At 67.1% G+C, this 15,713-nt stretch carries 12 protein-coding genes; 2 read left to right on the forward strand and 10 right to left on the reverse strand.

Annotated features, from left to right (window positions below):
• Nucleotides 1-23: 23 nt before the first annotated feature.
• Together FHW83_RS01095 and FHW83_RS01100 are read right to left on the reverse strand one after the other, a co-directional pair.
• A complete protein-coding gene (locus FHW83_RS01095; protein WP_176644531.1) occupies nt 24-2,252 on the reverse strand; it encodes a glycoside hydrolase family 3 C-terminal domain-containing protein in 2,229 nt (742 codons plus the stop codon).
• A 123-nt stretch (nt 2,253-2,375) separates the two neighbouring features.
• Nucleotides 2,376-3,560 (reverse strand): AraC family transcriptional regulator, encoded by a 1,185-nt coding sequence (locus FHW83_RS01100; RefSeq protein ID WP_176644532.1) that lies wholly within the window; start codon nt 3,558-3,560, stop codon nt 2,376-2,378.
• A gap of 399 nt (nt 3,561-3,959) precedes the next feature.
• On the opposite strand from FHW83_RS01100, the gene FHW83_RS01105 reads away from it, so the two are divergent.
• On the forward strand, nt 3,960-6,062 hold the full coding sequence (locus tag FHW83_RS01105; protein ID WP_229223967.1) for a beta-galactosidase: 2,103 nt from the start codon (nt 3,960-3,962) through the stop codon (nt 6,060-6,062).
• On the opposite strand, the gene FHW83_RS01110 is transcribed toward FHW83_RS01105, so the two are convergent.
• Together FHW83_RS01110 and FHW83_RS01115 are read right to left on the reverse strand one after the other, a co-directional pair.
• Nucleotides 6,063-7,001 (reverse strand): esterase family protein, encoded by a 939-nt coding sequence (locus FHW83_RS01110; RefSeq protein ID WP_176644534.1) that lies wholly within the window; start codon nt 6,999-7,001, stop codon nt 6,063-6,065.
• 33 nt (nt 7,002-7,034) lie between these two features.
• Complete coding sequence (locus tag FHW83_RS01115) at nt 7,035-8,399, reverse strand: glycoside hydrolase family 27 protein (protein ID WP_176644535.1); 1,365 nt, start codon at nt 8,397-8,399, stop codon at nt 7,035-7,037.
• A 175-nt stretch (nt 8,400-8,574) separates the two neighbouring features.
• Here FHW83_RS01115 and FHW83_RS01120 point away from each other — a divergent pair, with 175 nt between their 5' ends.
• The gene (locus FHW83_RS01120; RefSeq protein ID WP_218105912.1) at nt 8,575-10,113 is read left to right on the forward strand and encodes an alpha-L-fucosidase; all 1,539 of its coding nucleotides are present in this window, start codon (nt 8,575-8,577) and stop codon (nt 10,111-10,113) included.
• A 9-nt stretch (nt 10,114-10,122) separates the two neighbouring features.
• On the opposite strand, the gene FHW83_RS01125 is transcribed toward FHW83_RS01120, so the two are convergent.
• The 6 genes from FHW83_RS01125 to FHW83_RS01150 form a co-directional block, all read right to left on the reverse strand.
• Nucleotides 10,123-11,367: a CaiB/BaiF CoA-transferase family protein gene (locus FHW83_RS01125; RefSeq protein ID WP_176644536.1), complete on the reverse strand. Its 1,245-nt coding sequence runs from the start codon at nt 11,365-11,367 to the stop codon at nt 10,123-10,125.
• Entirely contained in the window at nt 11,367-12,545 is a 1,179-nt protein-coding gene (locus FHW83_RS01130; protein ID WP_176644537.1) for an acyl-CoA dehydrogenase, read from the reverse strand. Before FHW83_RS01130 ends, FHW83_RS01125 begins: the two co-directional genes overlap by 1 nt.
• 195 nt (nt 12,546-12,740) lie before the next feature.
• Complete coding sequence (locus FHW83_RS01135) at nt 12,741-13,334, reverse strand: malonic semialdehyde reductase (RefSeq protein ID WP_176644538.1); 594 nt, start codon at nt 13,332-13,334, stop codon at nt 12,741-12,743.
• A 1-nt stretch (nt 13,335) separates the two neighbouring features.
• A complete protein-coding gene (locus tag FHW83_RS01140) occupies nt 13,336-13,881 on the reverse strand; it encodes a cupin domain-containing protein (RefSeq protein WP_176644539.1) in 546 nt (181 codons plus the stop codon).
• An 11-nt stretch (nt 13,882-13,892) separates the two neighbouring features.
• Entirely contained in the window at nt 13,893-15,005 is a 1,113-nt protein-coding gene (locus FHW83_RS01145) for an alcohol dehydrogenase catalytic domain-containing protein (RefSeq protein WP_176644540.1), read from the reverse strand.
• A gap of 36 nt (nt 15,006-15,041) precedes the next feature.
• Complete coding sequence (locus FHW83_RS01150; RefSeq protein WP_176644541.1) at nt 15,042-15,623, reverse strand: amino acid synthesis family protein; 582 nt, start codon at nt 15,621-15,623, stop codon at nt 15,042-15,044.
• Nucleotides 15,624-15,713: the final 90 nt, after the last annotated feature.

Genomic DNA, 15,713 nt, shown 5'->3' on the forward strand with positions numbered 1-15,713 from the left:
ATGCATGTCTCCTCCTTTTTGTTTTATCTCGGCAGGGGCTTGCCGTTCACGTCGTAGCTGGCCTCCCGCAGACGTACCACCACGCTGGCGGCCGGATCGGCGCCAGCGTCGGCAGCCAGCGTCAGGCGATAGTCGCCGGCTGCCACTTTCCAGCGCTTGCTGGCCGAGTCATACATGGCCAGCAGACGCGGATCGATCGTGACCGTGGCGGTCGCGCTGGCGCCCGGCATCAAGTCCACCTTCTTGAAACCGGCCAGGCGCTTGGGCGCTTCCCATTGCGCGCCGAGCGGCGCCACATACACTTGCGCCACTTCCTTGCCGCGCAGCTTGCCGCTGTTGCGCACCGTGAACGACGCGCTCAGCACGTCGCCGTTGACGCTGGCGCGCAGGCCGGACAGGGCGAAGCTGGTGTAGGACAGGCCATGGCCAAACGGGAACAGCGGCTTCATGCCCTTCAGGTCGAACCACTTGTAGCCGACCGCCGCGCCCTCGTGATAGTCGATGTCGAAACGGCGGTCCTCGACCTGCGGATAGCCATCCAGCACCGGGCGCGGCAACTGCTCCACCGAGGCCGGGAAGGTGGCCGGCAGGTGGCCGGACGGATTGACCTCGCCAAACAGCACGCTGGCGATGGCCTCGCCGCCGCTGCTGCCCGGATACCAGGCCTCCAGCACGGCCGGCACCTGCGCCAGCCACGGCATGGTGACCGGGCCGCCGGTCTGCAGCACAACCACCGTACGCGGGTTGGCGGCGGCCACCGCCGCGATCAGCGCGTCCTGGCCCTGCGGCAGCGCCAGGTCGGGCACGTCGAACGCCTCGCCGGTCCACTGGGTGGCGAACACCAGCACCACGTCGCTGTCGCGCGCCAGCGCGGCGGCGGCGGCCGGATCGGCGCCGTCGGCGTAGCGCACCTGCGCCTGCGGCAGGCGCCGCTGGATGGCTTTCAGCGGCGACGATGGGTAATACATGACCGGTCCCGGCCAGGTCTTCGGCTCCAGCCCCGGCACGGCGTTGCCGCCCTCCGGATACACCAGCGAGGAGCCGCCGCCGGCCAGCACGCCGCGGTCGGCGTAGCCGCCGATCACGGCCACGCGTTTGACGCCGCGCGCCAGCGGCAGCACGCCGCCCTGGTTTTTCAATAGCACCATGCCGTCCTGGGCGTCGCGCAGCGACACCGCCGCGTTGGCCTTGGCGTCGATCGGCGGCGCGGCCGGCGCCTCCACCAGCCCGTGCGCGAACATGGCGTACAGCACGCGGCGCGCCATGTCGTCCAGGCGCGACTGCGGCACCCAGCCGTTGAGCACGGCTTCCTTGAGCGGCGCGGCGAAATAGTCGGCCAGGTCGAACGGCATGCCCGATTGCTGGTCGAGACCGGCGTTGGCGGCCGGTATGGTGCTGTGGGTGGCGCCCCAGTCCGACATCACCCAGCCCTTGAAGCCCCAGTCCTGCTTGAGCACCTCGCTCAGAAGGTAAGCGTTTTCGCAGGCGTGCACGCCGTTCAGGCGGTTGTACGAACACATGACGGCGCCCGGCTGGCCCTGCTCGTTGGCGATCTGCAGCGCCAGCAGGTCGGACATGCGCGAGGCCGCCTCGTCGATCTTGACGTTGAGCGTGGTGCGGCCGCTTTCCTGGTCGTTCAGGGCGAAATGCTTGAGGGTGGACACCACGCGGTTGGACTGGATGCCGCGGATCTGCGCGCCGACGATCTGGCCGGCCAGCAGCGGGTCCTCGCCGGCGTATTCAAAGTTGCGGCCGTTGCGCGGCTCGCGCATCAGGTTGACGCCGCCGGCCAGCATGACATTGAAGCCGCGCGCGCGCGCCTCGGCGCCGATCATGGCGCCGCCGGCGTAGGCGCCGTCCAGGTCCCAGGTGGCGGCGGTGGCCAGGCCCGACGGCAGCGCCGTGCCCGGCCGCGCGTTCGGGCCGGCCTGGCTGGCGACGCCGAGGCCGGCGTCGGTTTCCCACAGGTGGGGGATGCCCAGCCGCGGCACGCCGTAGACGAAACCGGCCGACTGATTGTGCGACTCGGGCGGCCGCGTGTATTTTTTCGACTCCATGTCGGAGCCGAGGTAACCGAACACCAGCTTGAGCTTCTCGTCCTGCGTCATGGCGGCCAGCGCCAGCTCGGCGCGGCGGTCCGGACTGAGCCGGGTATCGCTCCATGGATGGGCCGTCTCCGCGGCCGACAGGGTGGTGCAGCACATGGCCACGATGGCCGGCCACATCCGGATTATTGTATTTTTAAAACGCATGCGTCTCCTCGGATGGCAACAGATAAACTATCTGAAGGATAGTGAGATCCGTCGCGCCGAAGTAACGCTGAGAGTGAAATTGCTACTAAAAACCCGTTTGTTTTATTTTTTCGGACATTAATGTTAGCCCGGTTCCGCCGCCTCCTCCACCGTCGCCACGCCCCGCTTGCAGGCGTCGCGGAAGGCCTTGGGGGTGCAGCCGTATTCCTCCTTGAACAGCTTGTTGAAGTACGAGACATTGCCGTAACCGACCGAATAGGCGATCTCGGCCACGGCGGCCGACTCTTTCTCCGCCAGCAGCCGCGCCGCCTCGGTCAGGCGCAATTTGTTGACGTAGCCGCTGAAGGTGTACCCCAGCTCGGCCTTCAGCAATTCCCCCACCTTGGTCCGGTTGACCCCGGTTTGCTCGACCACGGTGTCGAGCTCCAGCGCGGGATCGGCGTATTTGCTGCCGATAAACTGCAGGATGGCGGTTTTTTCCTTGTCGCGGTGCGGTTCCAGCGACAACTGCTGGTAGGCGACAAACGGCAAGTCCTTCTGCAGCCGCTCGCGCACGTCCTCGGTCAGCACGCCGGCATGGCGCAGGAAGAACCACAGGCCGAAGCCGCCCCAGGCCAGCGACAGCGTCACCGCCAGCAAGCCCAGGTAGCGGTAATCGCGCCCCTCCAGCTCCAGCGCGCTGACCTCGACCGCCATCGGCTTGCCGCGCGGGCTCTGGAAGGTGCTGCCGATGGTCAGCTTGGTGACCTTGTCAAGTTTATACGACTGGCGCGACAGGTCGAGGTTGACCAGGTAAAACCACCAGTGCGGCGTTTCCAGCCGGGTCAGGTCGATCTCGACCTTGGACTCGTTCTTATTACAGGAAAAGTACGCCAGCGACGGCCGGTAGTTCAGATATTCCTTGCCCGGGATGACGCGCTCGAAGGTGTAGGCGCTGAACATCAAGGTGTTGGCCGGCGAGCATTTGACCCGCAGCGCGAGCGCGCTGTAGCGCGACAGGTCAACGTGGGTGGGCTTGCCCTTGCGGTCGCGGAACACCAGTTCGATCGCCGCGAACGGCTGCTCGGCCTTGTCGGAAATGCTGAACTCATACTTCAAGCGTTGCGGATCGTCCTGGATGTTCACGGTGGCCGGCCCGCCGGGGCGCGCCTCCCAGCTGGGCACCGGCTGCCACGGCAGCGGGCTGCCCTTGATCGGCAACATCGGCACCAGCAGATAACTTTGCGCCAGACAGAAGTAACTGAACAGCAGGCTGGCGACCAATAAACACAAGCACGCGATCAGCGCTTTTTTATAAAATGCATACATGCGGGCGATTCTACGCGTACGCGGCAGGCAAGACAATGCGTGAATCCAACAGAACTATTGTTGTCGCGCACACAAAAAAAACGGGCGGCCGAGGCCGCCCCAACTGCCGCTGGACGACAGCATTGCGAACAATGGAGAGTCGGCATGCTTACTGAAAACGGCCCGTTGCGCCGTAGCAGTGACACCATTGTGAAAGCAGCGCCGCCGTCCCGCAATTCTCAAAAACGCCAAATCGCGACATGAAAATGCGCAAGCCGCACGCGGCCGCGCGGGAATGATACAAATCGTACGCCCCCTCGGTAAATTTCATAATTGCCAATCCGGCACGCTCCACCGCACAATCATCCACTCTGCCACCAGAGAGGAAAAATTCCCATGCCAACAAGGAGACTACGGCAATTGGTCCTGTCATGCGCGCTTGCCGCGTGCCTGGCCGCCCATGCCGACAACACCACCCCGCCGCCCTTCCCCACCGTGCTGTACGGCGCCGCCTATTATCACGAGTACATGCCCTACGAGCGGCTGGACAAGGACATCCAGATGATGAAGGCGGCCGGCTTCAACGTGGTGCGCCTCGGTGAATCGACCTGGAGCCTGTGGGAGCCGGAAGACGGCCGCTTCGAGTACGCCTGGATGGACCGGGTGGTGGACGCCATGGGCAAGGCCGGCATCAAGGTCATCATGGGCACCCCGACCTATTCGATCCCGGCCTGGATGGCCAAGCAGCATCCGGAAATCCTGGCGCGCAAGTTCAACGGCGTGCAGAACACCTACGGCATGCGGCAAAACATGAACACCGACGCGCCGGCCTACCGCTTCTACGCCGAGCGCCTGATCCGCAAGATCGCCGCCCGCTACAAGGACAATCCCAACGTGATCGGCTGGCAGGTGGACAACGAGACCGCCAGCTACGGCGCCGCCAACGACGACGTGTTCGTGCGCTTCCAGCACTACCTCGAAAAGAAATTCGGCACGCCGGAAAAGCTCAGCCAGGCGTGGTTCCTCAACTACTGGGGCCAGGACCTGCACAGCTGGGTCGACCTGCCGCGCCCGGACGGCGCGCAAAGCACCGGCTACAAGCTCGAGTGGTCGCGCTGGAGCCAGATGCGGGTAACCGATTTCCTGCACTGGCAGGCGGCGCTGGTGCGCGAGTGCGCCTCGCCGCGCCAGTTCGTCACCCACGACTTCGCCGGCTCCATGCACGGCGACGTCAGCGAGGAGGCGGTCGCGCGCCGCCTCGACATCCCGGCCGTCAACATCTACCACTGGGGCACCCAGGACCAATACAACGGCGCCGGACAGACGCTGGACGCCGATTTCACGCGCTCGCTCAAGCGCGGCAACTTCCTGGTGACCGAGACCAACGCCCAGACCACGGACTGGAGCTCGTCGTTCCAGTATCCGCCGTATGACGGCCAGTTCCGCCAGGACGTCTACACCCACCTGTCCAACGGCGCCAACATGGTCGAATACTGGCACTGGGCCTCGATCCACGCCAACCAGGAAACCTACTGGAAAGGCGTGCTGTCGCACGACCTCGAGCCGAACCGCGCCTACGCCGAGATGAGCCACACCGGCAACGAGCTGAAAAAGATCGGCGCGCGCCTGGTCAACCTCAAGCTGAAAAACGAGGTGGCCATCCTGTGGAGCCGCGATTCGCTCAACGCCGTGAACGACATGCCGTTCGCCAAGGAGAGCCAATGGGGCAACGGCGGCAGCAAGGCCGACTATGGCTCGCTGGTGCGCCAGATGCACCGCGCGCTGTACGACCTGAACGTCGGCACCGACTTCGTGTTCCCTGAAAGCGGCGATTTCTCGGCCTACAAGGTGCTGATCGTGCCGGCGCTGTACATCGCCGACGACGCACTGCTGCAGCGCATCCGCGACTACATCCGCAACGGCGGGCGCGTGGTGATGACCTTCAAGAGCGGCTTCGCCAACGAGAACGCGGCCGTGCGCTGGAGCATGGCGCCCGGCCCGCTGCGCGAGGCGCTGGGCTTCCACTACCAGGAATTCTCCAACCTGGCGCAGCCGCTCAAGCTCAAGGACGACCCCTACCAGGCCGGCGCCGACAACCAGGTGCGGCACTGGGCCGAGTTCCTGCAGCTGGACACGGCCAAGGGGTTGGCGTATTACGACCATCCGTTCTTCGGCCGCTGGCCGGCGGTCACCAGCAACGACTACGGCAGCGGCAAGGTGGTGTACCAAGGCACGTATCTGTCGGACAAGCTGCAAAAGTCCGTGCTGCAATCGGTGCTGCGGGAGCGCGGCCTGATCGGCCCGGACCAGCAGCTGCCGCCGCAGGTGCATACGCGCAGCGGCGTCAACGCGCAGGGCCGCACCGTGCGCTACTACTTCAACTACTCCGGCGCGGCGGTCAGCTTCAGCTACCCCCACCAGCCCGGCACCGACCTGCTCACCGCGCGCCAGGTGCGCGCCGGACAGGAACTGAGCCTGCCACCGTGGGAGGTGGCGATTATCGAGGAGGACGCGGCGCGCTGATCACGCGCCGGGCCCGGCGGCCGGACGAAACAGCTGCCGGGCGTAGTGGTACAGATTGTTCGCCCAGCTCGGGCGGTCATGGCCGTGCTCATCCACGTTCCAGACATGCGGCACGCCCTGCTGGCGCAGGGAGCGGTGCAGGTCCCGCGACACGCCCAGCAGGCTGTCCTGGTTGCCGCAGGAAAGATACAGCAGCCGCAGGCGGCTGGCCGCAGCGGCGTCCGGCACCAGGGCGGCAGCCGGCCGGGTATTGGGGGCGGCCGAGAAGGCGCCGACCCAGGCGAAGGTGTCCAGGTGGCCGAGGCCGATGTTGAGCGCCTGCCCGCCGCCCATTGACAAGCCGGCGATCGCCCGCTGTTCACGCACCGCCAGGGTCGGATAGGCGGCGTCGATGGCGGGTATCAGGGTCTCCAGCAATTCAGATTCAAACCGTTCGAAGCCGGCAATGTGCTCCGGCATGAAAGTACGCTCGGCCGGCGGCGGCCGGTCGTCCGCCAGCGCGCGTCCGTTGGGCATGACCACGATCATCGGCAGCGCCTGGCCATCGGCCAGCAGATTGTCGAGGATGGCCTGGGCACGCACGTAGCCGCGCCACTCGTCCTGGTTGCCGGCGATGCCGTGCAGCAGGTACAGCACCGGATAGCGCCGTTGCGCCGAATAGCCGGGCGGCAGATAAATATTGGCGGTGCGCCGGGTGCCGGTCACCGGCGAATCGTAGCCGAACGCCACCACCGTGCCATGCGGCCGGCCGGGATGCTCGTCGGCAAAGCCGGCCGGCGCGGCCGGAAAGGCGCGCACGTCGTCGGCGGCCAGCGCCAGCGGCGGCGCCGGCCGCGCCGGACGTTCGGGGTTGACCGCTGGCGGCGCGGTCTGGCAGCCGCACAGCGCGGCCAGCACGGCGAGACGGATCAGGACGGAGGCGCGCGTGGTGGCAGGCATGGGATGTCTCCTCGCTTGTGACGGATGAGCCGCTCAGGCCGTCAGGCGCAACAGCACGCTGGCGTGCGGCGCCAGCACCTGGCGGATGGCGCCGCGCACCGGCGCGCCGTCCTGCCGGCGCCACAGGTCGCGCAGCGCCACGGTGCGGTCGCCGAGGTCGAGGCGCGACAGGTCGAACTCGATGGTCGCCGGCGCGTCCTCGGTGTTGAACAGCGCCAGATAATGCGCGCCGCCGGCGCCGGGCGCGCGCGCGCTCCAGATGCGCGTGCCCGGATCGGCGCGGTGCGGCCGGTTCTGCTGGCTGTTCTGGTTCACCGCCAGCACTTCCGGATTGGTCAGCAGGGCCAGCGTGGCGGCGTCCAGGTGGCGCAGGTCGCCGCCCATGATGAGCGGCGAGCGCGCGATCGACCACAAGCTCATCAGCGTTTGCTGTTCGTCCGGCGTGAACTTGGTGTCGCGCGAGCCCATCGCCAGCCGCCCCAGCGGCAGCATGTCGGCGTCCGGCCAGGCGTTCGGGCCCATGACGGGATTCCAGTTTTCCAGACGCTGGAACTGCTCCTTCAGCAGTTTCCACTCATCCCAGAAGTCGTCCGAGATGCGCCACATCTGCGCGTAATGCGGCACGTGGGCGGCCCACTTGAGGTCGGTCTCGCCGGGCGACAGGCTGAGCGTGATGTCGCGCCCGCTGGCCTGGATGGCCTTGTGCGCGGCCTCGATCTCGCGCCAGTTCTTGTCATACGGGCGCGACATGTCGTCCATCTTGATGAAGTCCACACCCCACGAGGCGTACAGCTTGAACACGGAGTCGTAGTAAGCCTGCGCGCCCGGCTTGGTCATGTCGACGCCGTACATGTCGCCATTCCACTCGCAGATGGAACTGGTGTCGGCGATATCCTGCGCGCGCCACTTGGTGCCCAGGATCGGCGTGTTCAGGCGCACCGCCTGGCGCGGGATGCCGCGCATCAGGTGGATACCGAATTTCATGCCCATGCGGTGGATCTGGTCGGCCAGCCCCTTGAAGCCCCGGCCCTGGACGGCCGAAGGGAAGCGGTTGGGCGCCGGCAGCAGGCGGCCATACTCGTCCATGGTCAGTTGGGCGTCCTTGCGGTACTCGTAGCCGTTGGCGTTGGCCTCATACCACTGGATGTCGACGGTGAAGATGTCATAGCCGGACGGCAGCAGCTTGTCGGCCATGATGCGGGCGTTTTCCAGCGCCTGCGCCTCGGTGATGGTGGTGGCGAACGAATTCCAGCTGTTCCAGCCCATCGGCGGCTTCGGCGCCAGCGGCTTGCGCGCGGCGGCCTTGGAGGTCGCGGCCAGCGCCGCATGCGGCAGGGCCAGGGCGGCGGCGGCGGTGATGGAAGAGGCCAGGAGCAGGCGGCGCGGCAGATTGATCATGTGAATGAAAGAGAGGTTGAGTTGCCCAGCATCATAGCGCGGCGCGCGCACGAACAGCGTTTATGAAAGCAGCCAAAGCAGGCAACGAAATTTCACACCCGCGCCCGCACGACTTGCCCGTGTGGCCGATACTACTTAACCTAGAGGCACAAACCATTATTCTGGAGACCCGCCCATGCCCAACCGCCGCGCCGCGCTGCTCGCGCTTGCCGCCCCCATGCTCGCCCTGCACCTGCCGCTCCACGCCGCCGACGCCGAACAGGCGCCGGCGCAACTGACCACCGTGCCCGGCCCATTCCGCGCCGACGCCGGTTCGCTCAAGACCTACCAGGCGCCCGCCTGGTTCCGCGACGCCAAGTTCGGCATCTGGTCGCACTGGGGGCCGCAGTCCGTGCCGCGCGCCGGCGACTGGTACGCGCGCAATATGTACGTCTATGGCAGCGATCAGTACAAGCATCACTTGGCGAAGTACGGCCACCCGTCCAAGTTCGGCTACAAGGACATCATCCCGCTGTGGAAGGCGGAAAAATTCGACCCCGAGGCGCTGATGGCGCTGTACAAAAAAGCCGGCGCGCGCTACTTCGTCAGCATGGGCGTGCACCACGATAACTTCGACCTGTGGGACTCGCGCTACCACGAATGGAATGCCGTCAAGATGGGCCCGCGTCGCGACATCGTCGGCGACTGGCGGAAAGCCGCGCTCAAGGCGGGCCTGCGCTTTGGCGTGTCGGAACACCTGGGCGCCAGCTACGGCTGGTTCGCCACCAGCCATGGCTACGACCAGATCTGGCCGATGCTGGGCGTGGCCTACGATGGCGCCGATCCCAAGTATGAATCGCTGTACCACCGCCCGCACAACCAGCCCTATCGCAACAGCGCCAGCTGGTACACCACCGACAAGCGCTTCCAGCAGGAATGGTTCAACCGCATCACCGACCTGGTCACGCGCTACCAGCCGGACCTGTTGTACACCGATGGCGGCATCCCGTTCGGCGCGGTCGGCCGCACCCTGATCGCCAACTTCTACAACGCCAGCATCGCCAACCACGGCGGCAAGCTGGAGGCGGTGTACGACCACAAGGACATCGGCTCGGGCGAATTCATCCGCGAGGCCGGCGTGCAGGACGTGGAGCGCGGGGTGATGGAAGGCATCAATCCGCTGCCGTGGCAAACCGACACCTCGATCGGCGACTGGTTCTACAGCGAAGGCTACAAGTACAAGACCACCACCGAAGTGGTGCACATGCTGGCCGACATCGTCAGCAAGAACGGCAACCTGCTGCTGAACGTGGTGCAGTATCCGGACGGCAGCCTGCCGCCCGAGCCGCAGCAATTCCTCAAGGAGATGGCCGCCTGGATGGACGTCAACAGCGACGCCATCTACGGCACCCGCCCGTGGAAGATCTTCGGCGAGGGCCCGACCAAGGCCGCGGCCGGCCACTTCCAGGAAAACACCGCCTACACCGCGCAGGACATCCGCTTCACCACCAAGGATGGCGCGCTGTACGCCATCACGCTGGGCACGCCCACCGGCGCCGTGCGCATCCAGTCGCTGGGCCGCAAGGCGGGACTGGAGCCGCGCCCGGTGAAGGCGGTGACGCTGCTGGGCAGCGCCACCCCGCTGCGCTGGGAACAGGGCGACGACGCGCTGACCATCCAGCTGCCGGCCACGCTGCCGAGCGCGATCTCGTCCAGCTTCCGCATCAGTTTCTGATCGGGCGCGCTACACGATGTTTTGCCGCCGCAGCGCTTCCACCTGGGCGGCATCCATGCGCAACCATCCGGCCAGCACCGCGTCGGTGTGCTCGCCCAGCGTGGGCGGCGCTTGCCGGTACTGCACCGGCGAGGCCGACATGCGGATCGGATTGGCCACCAGCGGCACCGTGCCGGCCTGCGCATGCGGCATCTCGACGCGCAGGCCGCGCGCCCGCACCTGCGGATCGTCAAACACCTGATCCAGCGTGTTGATCGGGCCGCACGGCACGCCGGCCGCCTCCATCGCCGTCACCCACTCGGCGGTGCCGCGCCGCGCGGTCACCGCGCTGATCTGCGCCACCAGCGCCTCGCGGTGCCGCACCCGCGCCGGATTGCTGGCGAAGCGCGGATCCTCGGCCCATTTCGGCTGGCCGAGCACGGCGCAGAACCTGGCGAACTGGCCGTCGTTGCCCACCGCGATGATCATGTGGCCGTCGGCGGTGGCGAAGTCCTGGTAAGGCACGATGTTCGGATGGGCGTTGCCCATGCGGCCCGGCGCCTTGCCGCCCACCAGATAGTTGGCGGCCTGGTTGGCCAGGCAGGCCACCTGCACGTCCAGCAGCGCGAGGTCGATGTGCTGGCCCTCGCCGGTGCGCTCGCGGTGCGCCAGCGCCGCCAGCACGGCCACCGAGGCGTACAGGCCGGTCATCACGTCGGTCAGCGCCACGCCCACCTTCTGCGGCCCGGCGCCGGGCGCGCCGTCCGGGCGACCGGTCACACTCATCAGGCCACCCATGCCCTGGATCAGGAAGTCATAGCCGGCGCGCGCCGCGTACGGCCCGGTCTGGCCGAAACCGGTGATGGAGCAGTAGATCAGGCGCGGATTGATGGTCCTGAGCGTGTCGTAATCCAGCCCGTACTGCGCCAGCCCGCCGACCTTGAAATTCTCCAGCAGGATGTCGGCCTCGGCGGCCAGCTCGCGCACCAGTTGCGCCCCCTCCGGCCGGCCCATGTCGATGGTGACCGAACGCTTGTTGCGATTGGCGCTCAGGTAGTAGGCCGACTCCGACGTCGGCTGGCCCTGCTCGTCCGGCAGCCACGGCGGGCCCCAGGCGCGCGTGTCGTCGCCGGCGCCGGGGCGCTCGACCTTGACCACGTCCGCCCCCAGGTCCGCCATCAGCTGGCCGGCCCACGGACCGGCCAGCACGCGCGACAGGTCGAGCACGCGCAGGCCGGCCAGCGCGCCCGAAGGCAAGGTCGGCGGCGCGGCCATCAGAACGCCGCGATGCCGGTGATGGCGCGGCCGAGGATCAGCGCGTGCACGTCGTGGGTGCCCTCGTAGGTGTTGACCACCTCGAGGTTGACCAGGTGGCGGGCCACGCCGAATTCATCGCTGATGCCGTTGCCGCCCAACATGTCGCGCGCCATGCGGGCGATGTCGAGCGCCTTGCCGCAGGAGTTGCGCTTCATGATGGAGGTGATCTCGACGGCGGCCGTGCCCTCGTCCTTCATGCGGCCCAGGCGCAGACAGCCTTGCAGCCCCAGCGTGATCTCGGTCTGCATGTCGGCCAGTTTTTTCTGGATCAGCTGGTTGGCGGCCAGCGGCTTGCCGAACTGCTTGCGGTCCAGCACGTACTGGCGCGCGCGGTGCCAGCAATCCTCGGCCGCGCCCAGCGCGCCCCAGGCGATGCCGTAGCGGGCGCTGTTCAGGCAGGTGAACGGGCCTTTCAGGCCGCGCACCTCGGGGAAGGCGTTCTCTTCCGGACAGAACACCTCGTCCATCACGATCTCGCCGGTGATCGAGGCGCGCAGGCCGACCTTGCCGTGGATGGCCGGCGCGGTCAGGCCTTGCCAGCCCTTTTCCAGCACGAAGCCGCGAATCTGCTTGTCGTCGTCCTTGGCCCAGACCACGAACACATCGGCCACCGGCGAATTGGTGATCCACATTTTGGCGCCGCTGAGGACGTAGCCGCCGTCGACCTTGCGCGCGCGCGTCATCATCGAACCGGGATCGGAGCCGTGATTGGGCTCGGTCAGGCCGAAGCAGCCAATCCACTCGCCCGAGGCCAGCTTGGGCAGGTACTTGCGGCGCGTGGCCTCGTTGCCGAACTCGTAGATCGGCACCATCACCAGCGAGGACTGCACGCTCATCATCGAGCGGTAGCCGGAATCGACGCGCTCCACTTCGCGCGCCACCAGGCCGTAGCAGACCGAGCTCAGGCCGACGCCGCCGTACTCCTCGGGAATGGTCACGCCCAGCAGGCCCAGCTCGCCCATCTCGCGGAAGATCGCCAGGTCGGTGTGCTCCTTGCGGAACGCTTCCAGCACACGCGGCTCCAGCCGCTCCTGGCAGTAAGTGCGGGCGGAATCGCGCACCATGCGTTCGTCTTCGGTTAGCTGCTGCTCCAGCAACAAAGGATCGTCCCATTGAAAAGCAGCTTTCTTATGCATTTGGCTCATTCCGAACTCGCTATGTGATTGTCGATGCACCTAATTTACATGGGCGTGGTGGCGCTCGCAAACGATTTGTTCGCACTGATCTGTGCGCAAAACGCACTTGTGGAAACAGGCGGCCCAATAGCGATATTCCGCGCCGGGCCAGAGGCCGGGAGCGGAATATCGAGGGTGGAAGAAGGGAAACGGCGCCTACAGCAGCGTGCAGGCGTCGTCGAAGGACAGTCTGGGGTGACGTGGGAACAGCGCGGCGGGATCGCCGTAGCCGAGGCCGCACAGGAAGTTCACTTTCAGCGTGGTGCCGGCAAAGAATTCCTGGTTGACCAGGTCGGCGTTGAAGCCGGACATGGGGCCGCAATCGAGGCCCAGCATGCGCGCGGCGATCATCAGGTAGGCGCCTTGCAGCGTGCCGTTGCGGAACGCCGTGCTTTCGCGCAGCGAGTCATCGCGCTCGAACATGGCGCCCGCCTCCGGCCGGTGCGGGAACAGCTTCGGCAGCTGCTGGTGGAAGGCGGTGTCGTAGGCGATCACCGCCACCACCGGCGCCCCGGTCACCTTGTCGACATTGGCCGGCGCCAGCGCCGGCACCAGCCGCCGCCTGGCCTCCGGGGTGCGCAGGAACAGCACCCGCAGCGGCGCGCAGTTCATGCTGGTCGGGCCCCAGCGCAGCAGGTCGTACAGCTCGGCCAGCAGCGTGTCCGGCACGCCGCGCGGCAGCCAGCGGTTCTGGCTGCGCGCGGCGCGGAACACCAACGTCTGCATGGCATCGTTGACGCTGACCGCCATGTCAGCCGCCCCGGCGCGCCGCGCCCATCATCACGAACGCCACCCGTACCGGCTTGTCGGTCTTGTTGCGCCAGGCGTGGCGGGTGCCGTTCTGCACCACGATGTCGCCGGCCTTGAGCAGGCGCTGGGCACCGTTGTCCAGCTCCAGCCAGATCTCGCCGTCGAGCACGAAACCGTAGTCGATGGTGTCGGTGGTGTGCATGCCGGGGCTGTCCTGCTCGAACACGTCGATCAGGCCCGGCAGCATGGCCCCCATCTCGGCGCCGGCCGCCGCGAAGTCCATGTCCGGGCTGGCCATGACGGCGTCCGGCTGGAAGTCCACCACCAGCAGGCTGGAGGCGCCCGGCGCCGGCAGCAGCGAGCCGCGCGCGGCGGTCAGGTCGCCGCCGGCATGCGGCACGCCGGCGGCCGGCGCCGTCTGCCAGACCTGCGCGAACGCGTGGCCGGGTATGTGGGCGAAGCTGTGCGCACGCGGCGCGTCGCCATCGTCCACGAACACCGACCGGCCCTGCGCGTCGTGACCGGTTACCACCCGTCGTATCTTCATGGCCGCGCTCCTTATGGGCAGATGACGAAATTGCTGAAGCCGCCATTGCGGTTCTCGATGCCGCCGATGGCTTCATTGATTTGCTCCAGCGGGAAGGTATGGTGCTGGAACACCGACAGGTCGACCACGCCGGCCTCCGCCAGGTCGGCCATCTCCTGCCCTTGCGCGGTGGTGAACCAGGCAGAGCCGACCAGGGTGATGTCGTTGTCCATCAGGTAGTGCAGGTTGACCGGCACGTCGCCCGCCACCGCGCCGACGTTGACCAGCTTGCCGCCGCGGCGCAGCGTCCTGAGCGCGTCCAGCATCGGGCCGTGGCTGGCGCCGGGGCCGAGCGCGTCGATCACCACGTCCACGCCCTCGCCTTGCGTGACGTCCCCGGCCCATGGCTGCATCGAGCCGTCGTCCAGCGAGTGCACCGAGATGCGCTCCGGCGCCAGCGCCTTCACGCGCGCCAGCAGCTCGCGGTTGCGGCCGGTGCCGAGGATGCGGCGCGCGCCCAGCGCCAGCGCGAACAAGGCGCCGCCCAGGCCCAGCGTGCCGCTGATGCCGTTGATCAGCACGGTCGAGCCGGGGCCGACGTTGGCGGTGCGCAGCGCGCGGTAGCAGGTGCCCAGATAGCCCAGGCGCGCGGCCTGCTCGAACGGCATGCTGTCGGGGATGCGCACCAGGCTGTACTGCGGCGCGCTCATGAATTCGCACAGGCCGCCGTACGGATACTGGTCGTAGATGCGCTGCGAGCGCTCGGAGAAGCCGAAATAGCCGTTGAAGGTGTAGTGCGAGCAGGCGGTGGTCTCGCCGGCGCGGCAGTTGCGGCAGGCGCCGCAGTAGCGGGCCGGATTGACGTACACGCGGTCGCCCGGCTTGAAGCCGATCACCTGCGAGCCGACCGCCTCCACCACGCCGGCCGGGTCGAGGCCGAAGATGGCCGGCAGCTTGGGCAGCGGCAGATGGGGGAACCAGTTGCCCCAGTTGCTCAGCACGTTGCCGAGGTTGGGCACGATGCCGCAGGCCTTGACCGCCACCAGCACGTCGGTGGGGCGCACTTCCGGCACCGGGATCTGTTCAATCTTCATCGGCTCGCCAACGGCGTGCATGCGGGCCGCGCGCATCATTTTTGTCGTCATGATTGTCTCCTGATAGTTGATTTATTTTATCTAGAATTAACGCAGACCATCTTCGCCGCGCACCTCGTCCGCCGCCAGGCCGCCGATGCGGGCGTGGATGCGGCCGCCGGTGGCCATCGCCAGGCCGAACACGATCTCATCGCGGCGCGGGCCGTCCCACAAGGTCATCTCCGCCACGCCGAAGTGGCTGCGCACGTAGGCCGCCTGGATATGCCCGAGCGGCATCACCAGCCGGGTGCCGGCGCCGCCGATGGTCTTGGCGGCCGGCACGATGGCCTTCGGCCCGCCCAGCGCTTCACGCATGGCCCAGCCGCCGGCCTCGTGCCACACGGCGCCGTGCTCCAGCTCGCCATCCTCGCCGACCACGGCGCCCTTGCCGTAGGCCTGCACCGCTTGCGGGCCGCCGAGCGCCGCCAGCAGCCGCGCCGACAGTTCCGCGCCCAGTTGGCGCAGCTCCTGCATGAACGGCATGAGGTCGGGCTCATAGCGGCCGGCATAGGGGTTCTTCACCACCGCCATGGCCACCGCCACGCGCAGCGGCGTCGCCAGCCGCGGGCCGCCCTCGTGCCAGCACTCCTCGACATCCAGTTTGTACTTCCGAACATTCACCAGCGACATCTACAACCTCCAGTCAACACCGTTATCCGGGCCGGGCGCCTATCGCCGTCCCCATGCGATAAATTATACACAGCGATCATTTTTGTGCAA

Origin of the sequence: Duganella sp. SG902, from assembly GCF_013376005.1 — a bacterium.
Classification (GTDB): Bacteria; Pseudomonadota; Gammaproteobacteria; order Burkholderiales; family Burkholderiaceae_D; genus Rugamonas.